The sequence below is a fragment of the Burkholderia sp. MSMB0856 genome (assembly GCF_001524645.2).
In the GTDB taxonomy this organism is placed as follows: Bacteria; Pseudomonadota; Gammaproteobacteria; order Burkholderiales; family Burkholderiaceae; genus Burkholderia; species Burkholderia diffusa.
On record NZ_CP013427.1, the window covers coordinates 2,279,881 to 2,295,673 of the forward strand.

A 15,793-nucleotide genomic window follows, 5' to 3' on the forward strand; every position below is an offset into this window, starting at 1 on the left:
TCGTCGTGCGAGCGCGTTCTCGGGCGGTCGATGGGATGATGCGGTTTCGGGCCGGACGCCGGATGGCTTAGACTGACCGATGCAGCCGACGGCACGACACGGGCAACGCGTCCGGTGCGCCCCGTTTGCATGGGCCGCACCGGGGCGTGATCCGATACTAGCGCCGCATGATCCGGCCATTTATGAAGTTGTCGAAACCGATTCAGTGGATTTAGCAATGCGTCCATTACCGCCCGAGCTGCTGCGCAGCTTCGTCGCCGTCGCCCAGTCCGGCAGCTTCACCGCCGCGTCCGAGCGCGTGAGCCTGTCGCAGTCGACCGTCAGCCAGCACATCCGCCGCCTCGAGGAGCTGCTCGACCGGCCGCTGTTCGAGCGCGACACGCGCAACGTGCACCTATCGCAGCACGGCGACGCGCTGTTCCGCTACGCGGTGCGCATCCTCGAACTGATGGACGAGGCCGTCACGTCGGTGTGCGGCCCGCCGCTGTCGGGCAAGGTGCGGCTCGCGATGTCGGAGGATTTCGCGTCCGCGCACCTGACGGCCGCGCTCGCGAGCTTCGTGCAGCGCAATCCGGAAGTCGAGCTTGCGATCTCGACAGGGTTGTCGGGCGACCTGTTCGACGCGCTCGACGAAGGCCGCCACGATCTGGTGTTCGCGAAGCGTGTCGCGGGCAGCCGGCGCGGCCGCGTGATCCGCAGCGAACCGCTGTACTGGTGCACCGGCCCCGATTCGCGGATCACCGGCCACGAGGCCGTGCTGCCGCTCGCAATGCATCCGGAGCCGAGCGTATCGCGCCGCCGCGTGCTCGAGTCGCTCGAGGCGGTCGGCCGCCCGTACCGGATCGCCGTCGTGAGCAGCAGCATCGCGGTGCTGCGCGCGGCCGCGAGCGCGGGGCTCGGCGTCAGCGCGTTTGCGGGCTACGTGATTCCGGCCGGGCTCGCGCGGCTCGACGCTGGGCTCCCCGAACTCGGCGAACTCGAATACGTGATCGACCGGCCGGCGGCCGCCTCGCGCTCGACGCTCGCGCTCGAGGCGACGCTGATCGCGGCGGCGGCCGAGCTGTAGCGATCGTCTTCGCCGTGACGCCGACGACGCCGCGCCGCGGCGTAAGCGCGCAACTGACAATCGTGCCCGGAACGCGTCAGCGTCCGCGCAGCACTCGCTCGCGACAATGGGACCCATCGGAACGCACGGCAATGTGCCGCGCATCCGCTATCCCGTCCCCTTGATCGGAGCACACCATGAACGTCTTGCGATTCGCCGTCGCGACCACCGCAGCCGCGCTGCTGTCCCCCGCCTTTGCGCAAACCGATGCCGCTGCCCCCGCGCAGGGCCTGACGCGCGCGGAAGTCGTCGCGCAGCTGAAGCAGGCGTACCTCGACGGCGAACTGCCGACCAACGACGGCAACTATCCGCCGAATGCCGCGACGCGCGCGCGCAATCGCGAACTGGTGCAGGCCGCGCAGCCCGCGTGGCTCGCGCAGACGCCGCGGGCACCGCAAACGGCCGTCCAGCAATAGCCGCTCACGGCACGACCGGAACGCCGCGCGGCAACGCGCTCAGGGCAGGAAGCTGCGGCGCCGCGCGTCGATCAGCTCGACGAGCAGCCGATCGCGCTCGGCCGCCAGTTCCTGCATCGAACGTTCGCCCTGGATCGCGCGCAGTTCGTCGTTCAGCTTGCGATCGACGGCCGGATCGAACGACGGCGTGCCGAGGTCGTCCCACCACGTGGTGATCGGCCCCGCCAGGTGTTCGAGGAAGTGCGCGATCCCGCCCGCGCCGCCGCCGAGGTGATAGGTCAGGCACTGCCCCATCAGCCCCCACCGCAAGCCCGGCCCCCATGCGACCGCCTTGTCCGCATCGGCGACGCTCACCACGCCTTCGCCGACGAGGTGATACACCTCGCGAAACAGCGCGGCCGCGAGCCGGTTCGCGACGTGGCCGGTCATTTCCTTGTTGAGCACGATCGTCTGCTTGCCGAGCGCGTCGTAGAAATCCTTCACGCGCGCGATCACGTTCCGGTCGGTCGCGTCGCCGCCGACCAGCTCGACGAGCGGAATCAGGTGCGGCGGGTTGAACGGATGCGCGATCAGGCAGCGTTCCGGGTGCTTGTCGCACGCGGTCTGGATCTCGGACATCTTCAGGCCCGACGAACTCGACGCGATCGGCACGCGCGCGGGCAGCACGTCGTCCATCTGCCGGTACAGCGCGCGCTTCAGGTCGAGCCGCTCGGGGCCGTTTTCCTGCACGAAATCGACGCCGTCGAGCGCGCGCACGAGATCCGCATCGAACGACAGCCGCGCGGAAAGTTCGGCGGCCCGGTCACCGAGGAATGCGGCGAGCGCGTCGCGCAGACGCGCGTCGGCCTGCGGTGCGGGATCGGTCGCGACGACGTCGAAGCCCTTCGACAGATAGAAAGCCGCCCAGCTCGCGCCGATCACGCCGGCCCCGACGATCGCGATGCGTTGAATGTCCATGTCCGTCCCGTCTCCGTGGTCTGTGGATAGCGCGACGATTGTCGCATCGATTCACGTCACGACGCGTTGATGCCGGTTGCACTTCCCCTCTTGAAAACCGCCGCGGCGGCCTCTAATTACCGGTTGCCAGGCGGTGCCCGTCACACGCACTGCCCCCGTTTCGACTCGGCGGAAAGCCGCACATCGCACTCGCCATCGGCGTCGCGTCGGCGCGTTTTTCGCGTTTCCTGTTCCGGAGGACCTTCATGAGCGGTATCCATCACGGCCACGACCTGTTCGATGAATTCGCCCGCGTGCAGCGGCAGATGGCGAGCCTGTTCGGCGAGCTTCCGACCGGCATCCGCGCGGTGCGGCCGAGCGCGTTTCCCGCGCTGAACGTCGGCGCGACCGACGACGCGATCGAGATCGTCGCGTTCGCCCCCGGCATGGCCGCGGCCGATTTCGACGTCTCGATCGACAAGGATCTGCTGACGATCAGCGGCGAGCGCAAGCCCGTGCCGCAAGACGCCGGCGACGACGTGCGCACCTATGCGCAGGAGCGCTTTCACGGTGCGTTCCGCCGGGTGGTCGAACTGCCGCAGAACGCGGACGCGGACAACGTCAGCGCCCGCTACGAAAACGGCTGCCTGCTGATTCGCGTCGGCCGGCGCGAGGCATCGAAGCCACGTGCGATCAACGTTCAGTAACCTTCAGGAGAACGACGTGAATATGAGCCAGATCCTGACGGAACGCCAGGCCGGCGCCGTCCACGCGCCCGCCGCCGAGGCCGCACGCCGGCCCGCGATCACGCCGGCCGTCGACATCGTCGAAGACCAACGGCGCGTCACGCTGCGCGTCGACCTGCCGGGCGTGCCGCGCGAGAATCTCGACGTCAAGGTGCACGACAACACGCTGACGATCGAAGCCGACACGCGCATCGACACGCCGGCCGACCTGCGCGTGCGGCATGCCGAAGTCCGCGCGCCGCGCTTCGCGCGCACGTTCGTGCTGAGCCCCGATCTCGACACGTCGCGAATCGATGCGAGCCTGCGCGACGGCGTGCTCACGTTGACGATTCCGCGTCGCGAGGAAACACGCCCGCGCCGCATCGACGTGACGGCCGGCAACGCGTAAGCGCTGCCGCGTGCCGATCGCGCGACGCGCATGACAAAGCCCCGCCGGGCATGACACCCGGCGGGGCTTTGTTTCATCGTGCGGCGCGGTGCACGCCCGCCGTCACGCTCAATCGAAATCGAACAGGTCGAACACCGATTTCTTGCGACGCTGGCCGTCGTGGCGATAGCGGTCGTCGTGCGAGCGGCCGTCACGCCCCCAGCCGTCGTCACGCCCGCGCGGCGCCTGCGCATCGTGCCGCACGGGCGGCTCGTCGCGGCGCGGCGGCGCATCGCCGGTTTCGCGTGCGATCAGCTTGTCGAGCTCGCCGCGATCGAGCCACACGCCGCGGCACGTCGGACAGTAATCGATCTCGATCGACTGGCGCTCGGCCATCAGCAGGTCGGGCGTCTTGCAGACCGGACATTTCATCGCGCTTCTCCTTTCGTTGAGCATTCCGAACCAAGGGCGGGCCCTCGCCCGCCCGCTTTCTCAGTGACCTTCGACCCGCGCCGCGCGCTTCGCCTTCGCACGCCGCGCCAGCATGTTCATGCCTTCGACGAACGCCGAGAACGCCATCGCCGCGTAGATATAGCCCTTCGGCACGTGCGAACCGAAGCCTTCCGCGATCAGCGTCATGCCGATCACGACGAGGAACGACAGCGCGAGCATCACGATCGTCGGGTTGCGGTCGATGAAGCGTGCGAGCGGCTGCGCGGCGAACAGCATCACGCTCACCGCGACGATCACCGCGACGAACATGATCGGGACGTGCTCGGTCATGCCGATCGCGGTCACGATGCTGTCGATCGAGAACACGATGTCGAGCATCACGATCTGGCCGATCGCGGCCCATACCGTCAGTCCGGCCGCGCCGCCGGACGCACCCGCGCCGTCGCCGTCGTGCGACACGTGGTGATGGATCTCGGTGGTTGCCTTCCAGACGAGGAACAGGCCGCCCGACAGCAGGATCATGTCGCGCCACGAGAACGCGTGATCGAACAGCGTGAATACGGGCTCGGTGAGACTCGCGATCCACGCGACGCTGCCGAGCAACGCGAGGCGCATCACGAGCGCGAGCGCGATGCCCAGGCGCTGCGTGCGGGCGCGCTGCGCTTCGGGCAGCTTGTTGCTGAGGATCGAGATGAAGATCAGGTTGTCGATGCCGAGCACGACTTCCATCACGACGAGCGTCAGGAGCGCGGCCCAGACGGCGGGGTCGGCGGCAAGCGTCAGCAGGTAGTCCATGAACAGGGCCGATTCGAATGTGGAAAGCCCGATGATAGGCCACCCCACGACTTCGAAAAAATCAGAGAGAATCTGATCTTTGGTTCGGTTTTTCCGAAATATCGATCCGATGCTGAATTTTCGCCATCTGTACTATTTCTGGGTCGTCGTGAAGGAAGGCGGTTTCGCGCGCGCCGCGGAGCGGCTCGACATGGCCGTGCAGACGATCAGCGCGCAGGTCCGCGAACTGGAAAAGGCGCTCGGCCACCAGTTGCTGCGCCCGGTCGGGCGCGGCATCGCGATGACCGATGCGGGCCAGGCCGCGTATGCGCGCGCCGAGGTCATCTTCGAGATGGGCCGGCTGATTCCCGACGAGGTGCGCGCGGCGGCCAGCCAGCCGACCGTGCGGCTCGCGGTCGGCCTGGCCGACGGGATCTCGAAGCTCGCCGCGCATGCGATCCTCGCGCCGGTGCTCGACACGCCCACGCTGCGGCTGCTGTGCCATGAGGGCGAGCACGACGCGCTGCTCGCGGAACTGGCGCTGCATCACCTCGACCTCGTGCTGGCCGGCCAGGGCGCGCCGTCGGGGTCGAATCTGCGCGTGACGAGCGAGCGGCTCGTCGCGTCGCCGGTCGACTGGTACGGGCCCGCGGCGCTCGTCACGACGGCCGCGCGGCAGCGCTTTCCGCAGTGCCTCGCCGAGTTGCCGGTGCTGCTGCCGACCGCCCACTCGGCGCTGCGCGCACGCCTCGACCTGTGGCTGGAACGGGAACGGATCGTGCCGCGCGTGGCCGGGGAATTCGAGGACAGCGCGCTGATGGCCGTGTTCGCGGCGCGGGGCCTCGGCGTGTTTCCGCTCAGCGAACTCGGCGCGAACGACGCATCGCTGCTGCGTGGGCTGCGCCGGCTCGGCCGGGCGGGCGACGTGACCGAGGAAATCCACGCGATCTGCTCGCGGCGCGGCGAACACCACCCGCTGGCATCGCGACTGCTCGCCGCCGCGCGGCCTGCGCCGGCCGCCTGAAGCGAGCGCGACATCAAACGAAACTATAATGACGCCCCGGCCATACGAGATTGCCACGCGCATCGCACCGGCCCCGCCGCTGCGCCCGCAGCCCCGCGCGGCATCTCGCCGAGCCTTTTGAAAGACGCCATGCACAACCGATTTCGCCTGTTTTCCGTTTCGTGCGCGCTCGCGGCCGCGACCGTGCTGGCGGCGTGCTCGTCGCCGCCCAAGCCGATTTACCAGCAGGAGCAGTTCGACGCGACGAGCAGCCCGTATGCGCACACGTTCCGCTCGAAATCCGACGCGGCCTGCGAGGCCGCGCGGCGCGCGCTGCTGAGCCAGGGCTACGTGGTGTCGTCGTCGCGCAACGATGCGGTCGACGGCAGCAAGAATTTCCAGCCGAGCAACGACATGCACGTCGTGATCGAGTTTCACGTCGTGTGCGCGGACGCGAATGCGGACGGCTCGTCGAGCATCGCGTACGTGAACGCGGTGCAGGACCGCTACACGCTGAAGAAGTCGAATACGTCGGCGAGCGTCGGGCTCAGCGTGTTCGGCTCGCTGTCGCTGCCGATCGGGTCGAGCGACGACGCGCTCGTGAAGACCGCGAGCGAGACGATTCCCGCCGGCGTGTTCTACGAGCGCTTCTTCAATCTCGTCGAGCATTTCCTGAAGATCGATCCGGCCCGCCGCGATCGCGCGACCGTGAAGGCGGCCGAGAAGGAACCCGTCACGCCGCTGCCCGAACCCGCGCCGACGCCGCAGGGCGAGCCGATGAAGATGACGACGCCGGTCGTGCCGACGCCGCCTGCCGCGCCGGTGCCGCTGTCGGGGCCGGGCGTCGCGCCGGCTTCGGGCGCGTCGGCCGTGCCAGCTGCGCCTGCCGCGCCATCGGCCGTGGTCGCGCCGGGGGCGATGCGGGGTGGCGTGCCGGCATCGGTTGCGGCACCTGCGTCGGCGTCGGCCGCAGTCCCGCCTTCCTCCTCGGCATCGGCTGCGGCACCTGCGTCGGCGGCCGTGCCTGCTTCGACGTCGGCTTCGGCACCCGCCTCCGTGCGGACGCCCGCGTCTGCTTCGGCATCGCCCGCATCGGCAGCCTCCGCACCTGCCCCCGCGAGCGCTGCTCCGGCATCGGCGAACAAGGCGCCCTCGCCCGCTGCCGCCGATCCCGTCGCCTCGTCCGCACCGACCGGTGCCAGCGCGCCGTCCGCGAACTGATCGCGCGACCATCTCTCCGCGTCGTGCGCCCGTCGCGCGCGGCGCGCCGTGTGCGCCCTTCCCCGACGCCTCACTTAATCGTCGTACACCCGAAGGCCGGTTGCGCATGCGCGCCGTGACGTGACCGGCGATCGAGCGCAGCCCGTCGCGACGAACCACACGAATCCCGATTCCGCCGACGCCCGCGACCATTCCCGCCGCGCGATCACTCCGTCGTTACGTCTTCGCCCCCGCAGCGCCGCCCGGCCGCGCCGCGACACGCGCGCTGGCGCGTTACCGCAACGTCGCGTTCAGCGCCTGCAACTGCTCGACCGTCGCCGTCACGCCGCCGCACACGATCACCGCGATTTCCGACGCCGAAGCAAGCGCCGGCACCGACTGTTCGAGCGCGGCCAGCGCGGCGCCGCACGCCGGCTCGACGACGATCCGGTGCTCGTCCACGAACCGCAGCGACGCAGCCACCGCCTGCGCATCCGACACGACGACCGGATGGATCGCATGCCGCTTCGCCCATTCGACCGCCGCGTCGCACGGCCGCTTCGCGCCGAGCGACGTTGCGATGCTCGTGATCGCCGGCAATTCGACCGGACGACCTTGCGCGACCGAGCGCGCATAGCTGTCCGCGCCTTCCGTCCCGACCGCGACGACCGGCACGTCGTGCCAGCCGTTGCGTGCGAGCCCCTCGAGGACGCCGCACAGCAGCCCGCCGCCGCCGACCGCGAGCACGACCGCGTCGGGTTTCGGGCCGGCCGCCGCCATCTCGTCGATCATCGTCGCGTGCCCCCGCCACAGCACGGGGTCGTCGAACGGATGCACGAACGCGTCCTGCGCGCCGACGGCCGACAGCGCGTACGCGTTCGCCTCGGCCCAGCTCGCGCCGTGCACGACCACCTCCGCGCCCTCCGCGCGGATCAGCGCCCGCGCGCGAGCCGATGCGGTTTCCGGCACGGCGACGAGCACCGGCACGCCGAGCTCGCGACCGCAATACGCGACCGCGATGCCCGCATTGCCGCCCGACGACGACACGAACCGGCGCGCGCCGGCCGCATGCCGCGCTTCGCACACCGCGCCGATGCCGCGCAATTTGAACGAACCGGACGGCTGCAGCGCGTCGAGCTTCAATCGGATGTTCTTGCCGAGACGGCGCGACGCGATTTGCGAGCGGACATAGGGGGTCGGGATATGAAGCGGCATGGTGCGGGACACGGTCGGGACAAAGGGAACGCACGCGGCCCGTGAACGGGCCCGGCAACGTCGATCATCGTACGGCACGCCCGCCATGCTTTTCCAATACCATCGGATGGTGCTTGCCATGCTTGGCAGGCATATCCACCGAATCAAGTCCGACAACCGGAGTCGACACCGCATGCGCCAGATCGAACTGCGTCACCTGCGTTACTTCGTGGCCGTCGCGCAAGCCGGCAGCGTGATGGGCGGCGCCCGCGCGGCCGGCATCGTCCAGCCCGCGCTGTCGCGGCAGATCCGCGAGCTCGAGGATGCGATCGGCACGCCGCTGCTGATCCGCCGCACGACGGGCGTCACGCTGACGGCGGCTGGCGCAAGTTTCCTGCAGGATGCGACGGGCCTGCTCGCGACGTTGCAGGACAGCCGCGAGCGCGCGTTGCGCAGCGCATCCGGCCAGCTCGGCGAGCTGCGCCTCGGCGCGCTGCCGAACTGCCTGCCGCTGCCGGTCGTCGCGAACGTGCTGAAGGCGTTTCGCGACGCGTGTCCGGACGTGAAGTTGTCGATCGCGCCGATGCTGTCCGCCGAACAGGCGGCAGCGCTGATGCGCGGCCAGCTCGACGGCGGCATCATGGCGTGGCGCCGAGACGAAGCGCCGCATCTGTCGGGCGTGCGGCTGCTGAGCGACCGCTTCGTGCTCGCGATGCCCGCGCCGCCCGGCGGCCGCTTCCGCGCGCCGCGCATGCTTGCCGACGTCGCGCACGAGCCGTTCGTCTGGTTCGACGCGCAGCGCTCCGCCGCGCATCACCGCTTCCTGATGGCGCAGTGCGAACGGGCCGGCTTCACGCCGCGCATCGCGCAGGTGGGCAGCGACATCCCGACGCTGATCGGTCTCGTGGCGGCCGGCATGGGCTGCGCGTTCGTGCCGGAAAGCGCGTCGCCGACATGCCCGCGCACGGTCCGGCTCGTCGCGCTCGACGAACTCGCGAGCCGCTTCGATATCGAGTTCGTATTCGACGGTGCGGCGGTGCCGGCGTCTCCCGTCGTCGCGCGGTTTCTCGAAGCGGTGCGCGACGCGACCGGCCAAGCGGAATGATCGATTGCCGGCACGCGCGAGCCGCGCGCTGACGGTGGATTCAGTCGGCTTCGCCGTCATCGCGCACTAAACATTAGCTCGGACAAACGAAAAATCTTTCAGATCGATGACGGACGACGCCGTCACGTCGGAATTTTTAAATTGGCACCAAAAGAGGCCCTTTAACGTCATTTCGAAATGTTATGCCCCGAAATATACTGCGCCCGCATCCAACCCTCGTGCCAAAGAGAGGATGCTTTTCGCCCCGGTCACGGCCCCCCTGTGACCGGGGCTTTTTTCGTCGGCAAGCCGCGCCGGCGAATCGCCGAAACCGCGCCACTCGGGCCGCACACGCATGCCGGCTCGACTCCGAATTATTGACATCGAATCAAGATAATTTCGCCCGAGCGCGGCTTTTTCCGCAAAAGTAATGCAGGCACACTTCACCCTGTCCGCAATGGCCAGGTGCCGTTGCCCCATGCTTGCAGGAGCTCATCGCGTGAACAGCACGACCTCTTCCCCTTCCCGCCCGGGCGGCAGCGCCGCGCTGCCGCTGCTGGCGCTTGCCGCCGGCGCATTCGGCATCGGCACGACCGAGTTCTCGCCGATGGGCCTCTTGCCCGTGATCGCCGACGGCGTACACGTGTCGATTCCGCAGGCCGGCATGCTGATCAGCGCGTATGCGATCGGCGTGATGGTCGGCGCGCCGCTGATGACGCTGCTGCTCGCGCGATGGTCGCGTCGCTCGGCGCTGATCGCGCTGATGTCGATCTTCACGATCGGCAACCTGTTGTCGGCCGTCGCGCCGGACTACACGACGCTGCTGCTCGCACGGCTCGTCACGAGCCTCAACCACGGCGCGTTCTTCGGGCTCGGCTCGGTGGTCGCGGCGAGCCTCGTGCCGCGTGAAAAGCAGGCCAGCGCGGTCGCGACGATGTTCATGGGCCTCACGATCGCGAACGTCGGCGGCGTGCCGGCCGCGACGTGGCTCGGCCAGATGATCGGCTGGCGCATGTCGTTCGCGGCGACCGCGGCGCTCGGCCTGATCGCGATCGCCGGCCTGTTCGCCGCGCTGCCGAAGGGCGAAGCCGGCAAGATGCCGAACCTGCGTGCCGAACTGTCGGTGCTCACGCGCCCCGTCGTGCTCGGCGCGCTCGGGACCACGGTGCTCGGCGCCGGCGCAATGTTCACGCTGTACACGTATGTCGCCCCGACGCTCGAACACCTGACCGGCGCAACACCCGGCTTCGTCACCGCGATGCTCGTGCTGATCGGCGTCGGCTTCTCGATCGGCAACATCGCCGGCGGCCGCCTCGCCGACCGCTCGCTCGACGGCACGCTCATCGGCTTCCTCGTGCTGCTGATCGTGACGATGGCCGCGTTCCCGCTGCTCGCCCGCACGCATGTCGGTGCGGCAGTCACGCTGCTGGTCTGGGGTGTCGCGACGTTCGCGGTGGTCCCGCCGCTGCAGATGCGCGTGATGCGTGCCGCACACGACGCGCCGGGCCTCGCCTCGGCCGTCAACATCGGCGCGTTCAATCTCGGCAACGCGGTCGGCGCGGCAGCCGGCGGCGCGGCGATCTCGGCCGGCTTCGGCTACGCGGCGGTGCCGCTCGTCGGCGGGCTGATCGCCGCGGCCGGGCTGGCGCTGGTTGCGCTGCAGATGATCCAGCGCCGCCGCGCGCCGGTCGCCGCGAGTTCGTAAGCACGCGGCGATCCGTACGGCTGCCGGCCGGCACGGCGGGCGACGCAACGCGACGCGTCAGTCAGTTCAGTGGTGAACCTCGCCGCGTTCGAGCGGCAGGATCAGGCGCTCGGGGATGCTGCGTCGCGACGCACGCGCGCCGACGTAGTACAGCCCGGCCGGCACGACGAGGCCGAGAATCCATGAGATGTCGGTGCCGCCGAGCGCGTCGACGAGCGCGCCCGTGTAGATGTGGGTCGACATGAACGGCAGCTGCACCAGGATGCCGACCACGTAGATCGTGATCGCCATCACGTTCCAGCGGCCGTAGCGGCCGTCCGGATCGGACAGCGCCGGCACGTCGTAGCGCGAGCGCGTGAAGCAGTAGTAGTCGACCAGGTTGATCGCGCTCCAGGGCGTGAAGAACGCGAGCAGGAACAGGATGAACGCCGTGAATTCCTTCAGGAACGAATGGCGGCCGGCGAGCGCGATCAGCGTCGACACGCAGATCATCCCGAAGATGTACACGAGACGGCTGCGTGACGACACCGCACCCTTGCCGCGGAAACCGCTGACGATCGTCGCCATCGACATGAAGCTGCCGTACGCGTTGAGTGCCGTCACCGTCACCTTGCCGAACGCGATGGTGAAATACAGCAACGCAGCCACGGCGCCCGTCGAGCCGAGCCCGACGATATACGACACCTCATGGTGCGCGAACTGGCTGCCGGCCAGCGCGGCCGCGAACACGCCGAACACCATCGCCGCCTGCGCGCCGATCACCGAGCCGAGGCCCACCGCGAGGAACGTGGCGACCGACGACGTCGAGCGCGGCAGGTAGCGCGAATAATCGGCGACGTACGGGCCGAACGCGATCTGCCACGACGCGGACAGCGACATCGACAGCAGGAAGCTCGCGAGCGAGAAGTGCCGGTTCGCGAGCAGCGCGCCGACGTCGTGGTTCGCGAACAGCTGCGCGAACATGTAGACGAATGCGACGATGCCGACCACGCTCGCGATCCGGCCGACGAAGTGGATCGCGCGATAGCCGAACACCGTCAGCACGACGATCACGGCCGCGAACAGCAGGATGCCGGCCGCGTCGTCGACGTGCAGCAGTTGCGCGACGGCCTGCCCGGCGAGCACCGAGCCGCTGGCGGAAAAACCGATGTACATCAGGCACACGAGCACGATCGGAATCATCGCGCCGTAGACGCCGAACTGCACGCGACTCGAGATCATCTGCGGCAAGCCGAGTTGCGGCCCCTGCGCGCCGTGCAACGCCATCACCGCGCCGCCGACGAGCTGGCCGAGCAGCAGCGCGACCAGCGACCAGAACACGTCGCCGCCGAGCACGACCGCCAGCGCCCCCGTGACGATGGCCGTGATCTGCATGTTCGCCGACAGCCACAGCGTGAACTGGCTCAACAGGCCGCCGTGGCGTTCGGCGTCGGGAATGAAATCGATCGAACGTACCTCGATCAGACCACCGGCTTTTCCACTGGGATTCGTTGACACGGGAAAATCTCCAAGATACTGAGGATCGCAAACGGTTTGGACGAGACGGGGAACGTGCCGAGCCACCCTTTCGACTCGTCGGGTGCGGCGCGCCGTGAATCGCCGGGACACGCGCCACGCACGGTCCGCACGCTGGCGCGCAGCCGGCACGCCCCGTGGCCGACAGTGCCAGCGGATGATCTTGTATATACAACCAGGCAGATATCGGTGATTACCCGGTGTCCGGCAGCTTTCCGGATCGTCCGGGAAAACGGAGCGCATCCGGCGATCGCAGGTGTCGGTCGACCGTATGAAAAATGCAGGGAAAACGAAAACTCAGGCGCCGGCGGGCGACGCCTGATCGGGTGCGGCGACCATGTCGCCGGCGGGAAGGAGCGTCAGCATGCGCCGCGCCGCCTCGATGTCGCGCGCGTGCAGCCATTCGTCGTAGTCTTCGCGGCGCAGGATCACGACGCCCCGCTTCTCGTCGCCGGGCCGATGCATGCGCGCGAACACCGGATGATCGTCGGCATTGACCGTGAGCATCGTCATGCCGATTCGCTCGCGGCCATCGACCGTTTCGTAACGCCGCCAGAGGCCGGCGACGCAGCACGGTTGCCAGCCGTCGACGCCGATCCGGTGCCACACGTTGCGGCCCGTTTCGTAGCACGGCTCGAAGATCCAGCGCACCGGAATCAGGCAGCGCTGGCCGTTGCGCCAGGCGTTGCCGTAGAGTCGCGACGAACCGACCGTTTCCGCGCGCGCGTTCACCGTATCGAGCTTCTTTCGCTTGCGGCCGTTCTCGTCGAGACGCTCGGGCTGCATGAACTTCGGCCAGAAGCCGAACACCGCGCCGACGACCGCGAGGCCGTCGCCGTCGGCGCGCGCGATGGGTGCCGCGTAATCCGGATATACGTCGGGTTCCCACGGCTCGCGGCGAAACAGGTCGCCGATACCGATCCTCAGCTCGCTGATACCCGGGTCTTCGTCAGGGGCGCGGTAGTGCGTGCACACGGTTGGGCAGATGATGGACGCGATGTCTTCATCGTAGGTCAGCGTGCACGTCATATGCCGCTTTTGCGTGGTGTGACGAAACAGTCTTACAACCGTTCGGCCCGCTTGATGGCGTCGTCGCCCGTTCCGGTTCAGGCCAACCGTTCCGATCCGATCACATGCACGCCCGGACGCGCCTCGAGCGCGGCGTCGAGCAGCGCGCGGGCAATGCGCGGCGCCGGATTCACGCGCCACTTCCGCGGCAGCAGCGGCCCGGCAACGCTCAACGCAAGCACCAGCATCCGTTCGCCGAACCGGAATTCGTCGCGGCTGCCGCCGATCAGGCCCGGCCGCACGCAGGTGAGCGACGCGAACCCGATGCCCGCGAGCGCGCGCTCGACCTCGCCCTTCACGCGGTTGTAGAAGATGCGCGAGCCCGGATCGGCGCCGAGCGCGGAATTCAGCACGTAGGTCGGCGAGCCGGCCTGGTGCGCGAGACGCGCGACCGCGAGCGGATAGTCGTGATCGACGCGGCGGAATGCGGCCTGCGAGCCCGCGACGCGCATCGTGGTGCCGAGCGTGCAGATCACCGCGTCGGCCTGCCACCAGTCGGCCGCCTCGGGCAGGTGATCGAAGTCGACCTCCAGCGCGCGCATCTTCGGATGCGGCGTCAACGGCCGGCGCGCGAGCACGACGACCTGGTCCACCCGCGCATCGGCCAGCGCGGCTTCAAGGACGTGACGCCCGACGAGTCCGGTCGCGCCGACGAGCAACAGTTTCATGGCAAGTCATTCCGTGTGAGGCCGGTGAATCGGCGTGGAATCGACACGATGAACGGTCCGCGCGGGAGGGTCAACCGCAACCCGCGTCCTGCCCGTCACCCGCGCACGCAAAAAAGCCCCGCCGTGGCGGGGCTTCGAGCGGCCGCGCATGCCGACGCATGCTCACACATGCAACGCATGCCCCAGCGCGCGCAACGCGGCCTCCTGCATCGCTTCGCCGAGCGTCGGATGCGCGTGGATCGTGCCGCCGATGTCCTCGAGCCGCGCGCCCATCTCGAGGGACTGCGAAAACGCCGCGGCCAGTTCCGACACGCCGCGCCCGACCGCCTGCCAGCCGACGATCAGATGCGTGTCGCGCCGCGCGACGACGCGCACGAAGCCGTCGGTCGCCTGCAGCGTCATCGCGCGGCCGTTCGCCGCGAACGGGAACGACGCGCCGATGCAGTCGACGCCGGCCGCCTTCGCGTCGTCGGGCGACCAGCCGGACGTGACGACCTCGGGATCGGTGAAGCACACGGCCGGGATCGATGCCGGCGTGAACTTGCGGCGGCGTCCGGCGATCAGCTCGGCCACCATCTCGCCCTGCGCCATCGCGCGATGCGCGAGCATCGGCTCGCCGGCTACGTCGCCGATCGCCCATACGTTGCGCATCGACGTCCTGCATTCGTCATCGATGCGCAGCGCGCGGCCATTGCGATCGAGCGGCAGCGATTCGAGCCCGAAGCCGTCGACGCGCGGCCGGCGGCCGACCGCGACCAGCACGCGATCGGCCGGCAGCGTCTTCTCCGCGCCGTCGGGTGCCTGCACGCGCACCGCGCCGTCGCTCGCGAGGCCCAGCACCTTGTGGCCCAGCCAGAGCCCGACGCCGAGCCGCGCGAGCGAATCGGCGACCGGCTTCGCGAGTTCCGCGTCGTATGCGGGCAGCACGCGCTCGGCCACCTCGACGATGCCGACGTCGACGCCGAGCTTGCGATACACGAATCCGAGTTCGAGCCCGATGTACCCGGCGCCGACGACGAGCAGCCGCTTCGGCAACGACACGGGCGACAGCGCCTCGGTCGACGAGACGACGTGGCCGCCGAACGGCATCGACGGCAGCGCGACCGGTTCCGAGCCCGTCGCGAGCAACAGATGCTCGCAGGCGATCTGCGTCGTGTGGTCGCCGGCCACGACGTCGACCGTCTTGCCGTCGACCACGCGCGCGTCGCCGTGCAGCACGCGCACGCCGTGCTTCTTCAGCAGCGCGCCGACGCCGCGCGTGAGCCGCTCGACGATTCCGTCCTTCCACGCGACGCTTTTCGCGATGTCGATCTCCGGCGTGCGCACGCGAATCCCGAGCATCCCGTCGCCGGCCTGCCCGCACGCCTGCTCGAACGCGTCGGCGACGTGAATCAGCGCCTTCGACGGAATGCAGCCGATGTTCAGGCACGTGCCGCCGAGCCGTTCGCGCTCGACGAGCACCGTCGGAATGCCAAGCTGCCCCGCGCGAATCGCGGCGACGTAACCGCCCGGCCCGCCACCGATCACGAGCAGCGTGGTGTGTTCGTTCTTCATCGTTC

The 15,793-nt window shown here is 69.0% G+C and carries 16 protein-coding genes; 8 read left to right on the forward strand and 8 right to left on the reverse strand.

What is annotated here, in order from left to right; translation table 11 throughout:
- Nucleotides 1-217 precede the first annotated feature (217 nt).
- Together WS87_RS11790 and WS87_RS11795 are read left to right on the forward strand one after the other, a co-directional pair.
- Entirely contained in the window at nt 218-1,066 is an 849-nt protein-coding gene (locus WS87_RS11790; RefSeq protein WP_039322076.1) for a LysR substrate-binding domain-containing protein, read from the forward strand.
- Between the two features lie 176 nt (nt 1,067-1,242).
- Complete coding sequence (locus WS87_RS11795; RefSeq protein WP_059815786.1) at nt 1,243-1,521, forward strand: DUF4148 domain-containing protein; 279 nt, start codon at nt 1,243-1,245, stop codon at nt 1,519-1,521.
- A gap of 39 nt (nt 1,522-1,560) precedes the next feature.
- On the opposite strand, the gene WS87_RS11800 is transcribed toward WS87_RS11795, so the two are convergent.
- Nucleotides 1,561-2,478, reverse strand: a complete 918-nt coding sequence (locus WS87_RS11800; RefSeq protein ID WP_059815789.1) for a 3-hydroxyacyl-CoA dehydrogenase NAD-binding domain-containing protein — start codon at nt 2,476-2,478, stop codon at nt 1,561-1,563.
- Between the two features lie 245 nt (nt 2,479-2,723).
- Between WS87_RS11800 and WS87_RS11805 the strand changes: the two genes are divergently transcribed.
- The gene (locus WS87_RS11805; RefSeq protein ID WP_059523516.1) at nt 2,724-3,164 is read left to right on the forward strand and encodes an Hsp20/alpha crystallin family protein; all 441 of its coding nucleotides are present in this window, start codon (nt 2,724-2,726) and stop codon (nt 3,162-3,164) included.
- A gap of 16 nt (nt 3,165-3,180) precedes the next feature.
- The gene (locus tag WS87_RS11810) at nt 3,181-3,591 is read left to right on the forward strand and encodes an Hsp20/alpha crystallin family protein (RefSeq protein ID WP_059815792.1); all 411 of its coding nucleotides are present in this window, start codon (nt 3,181-3,183) and stop codon (nt 3,589-3,591) included.
- 108 nt (nt 3,592-3,699) lie between these two features.
- Here the strand turns inward: WS87_RS11810 and WS87_RS11815 are convergent, their stop codons facing one another.
- Entirely contained in the window at nt 3,700-4,002 is a 303-nt protein-coding gene (locus WS87_RS11815) for a TFIIB-type zinc ribbon-containing protein (protein WP_059523520.1), read from the reverse strand.
- A 60-nt stretch (nt 4,003-4,062) separates the two neighbouring features.
- Nucleotides 4,063-4,818, reverse strand: a complete 756-nt coding sequence (locus WS87_RS11820) for a TerC family protein (RefSeq protein WP_059523522.1) — start codon at nt 4,816-4,818, stop codon at nt 4,063-4,065.
- A 109-nt stretch (nt 4,819-4,927) separates the two neighbouring features.
- On the opposite strand from WS87_RS11820, the gene WS87_RS11825 reads away from it, so the two are divergent.
- Nucleotides 4,928-5,821 carry a LysR family transcriptional regulator gene (locus tag WS87_RS11825; RefSeq protein WP_059815795.1) on the forward strand — a complete coding sequence of 298 codons (894 nt, stop codon included), beginning with the start codon at nt 4,928-4,930 and terminating at the stop codon, nt 5,819-5,821.
- 129 nt (nt 5,822-5,950) lie between these two features.
- Nucleotides 5,951-7,021 (forward strand): DUF2242 domain-containing protein, encoded by a 1,071-nt coding sequence (locus tag WS87_RS11830; protein ID WP_059815798.1) that lies wholly within the window; start codon nt 5,951-5,953, stop codon nt 7,019-7,021.
- 273 nt (nt 7,022-7,294) lie between these two features.
- Here the strand turns inward: WS87_RS11830 and WS87_RS11835 are convergent, their stop codons facing one another.
- Nucleotides 7,295-8,215: a pyridoxal-phosphate dependent enzyme gene (locus WS87_RS11835; protein WP_059815801.1), complete on the reverse strand. Its 921-nt coding sequence runs from the start codon at nt 8,213-8,215 to the stop codon at nt 7,295-7,297.
- 172 nt (nt 8,216-8,387) lie between these two features.
- Here WS87_RS11835 and WS87_RS11840 point away from each other — a divergent pair, with 172 nt between their 5' ends.
- Both WS87_RS11840 and WS87_RS11845 read left to right on the forward strand, forming a co-directional pair.
- The gene (locus WS87_RS11840; RefSeq protein ID WP_059815804.1) at nt 8,388-9,299 is read left to right on the forward strand and encodes a LysR family transcriptional regulator; all 912 of its coding nucleotides are present in this window, start codon (nt 8,388-8,390) and stop codon (nt 9,297-9,299) included.
- Nucleotides 9,300-9,777: 478 nt separating this feature from the next.
- Entirely contained in the window at nt 9,778-10,983 is a 1,206-nt protein-coding gene (locus WS87_RS11845; protein ID WP_059523533.1) for an MFS transporter, read from the forward strand.
- A 66-nt stretch (nt 10,984-11,049) separates the two neighbouring features.
- On the opposite strand, the gene WS87_RS11850 is transcribed toward WS87_RS11845, so the two are convergent.
- The 4 genes from WS87_RS11850 to lpdA all read right to left on the reverse strand — a co-directional run bounded on the left by WS87_RS11850 (nt 11,050) and on the right by lpdA (nt 15,788).
- The gene (locus WS87_RS11850) at nt 11,050-12,480 is read right to left on the reverse strand and encodes a purine-cytosine permease family protein (protein WP_059523535.1); all 1,431 of its coding nucleotides are present in this window, start codon (nt 12,478-12,480) and stop codon (nt 11,050-11,052) included.
- 315 nt (nt 12,481-12,795) lie between these two features.
- Nucleotides 12,796-13,473: an SOS response-associated peptidase family protein gene (locus WS87_RS11860; protein ID WP_059816381.1), complete on the reverse strand. Its 678-nt coding sequence runs from the start codon at nt 13,471-13,473 to the stop codon at nt 12,796-12,798.
- Nucleotides 13,474-13,604: 131 nt separating this feature from the next.
- Entirely contained in the window at nt 13,605-14,234 is a 630-nt protein-coding gene (locus WS87_RS11865) for an NAD(P)H-binding protein (RefSeq protein ID WP_059815807.1), read from the reverse strand.
- A gap of 162 nt (nt 14,235-14,396) precedes the next feature.
- A complete protein-coding gene (gene lpdA / locus WS87_RS11870; protein ID WP_059815810.1) occupies nt 14,397-15,788 on the reverse strand; it encodes a dihydrolipoyl dehydrogenase in 1,392 nt (463 codons plus the stop codon).
- Nucleotides 15,789-15,793: the final 5 nt, after the last annotated feature.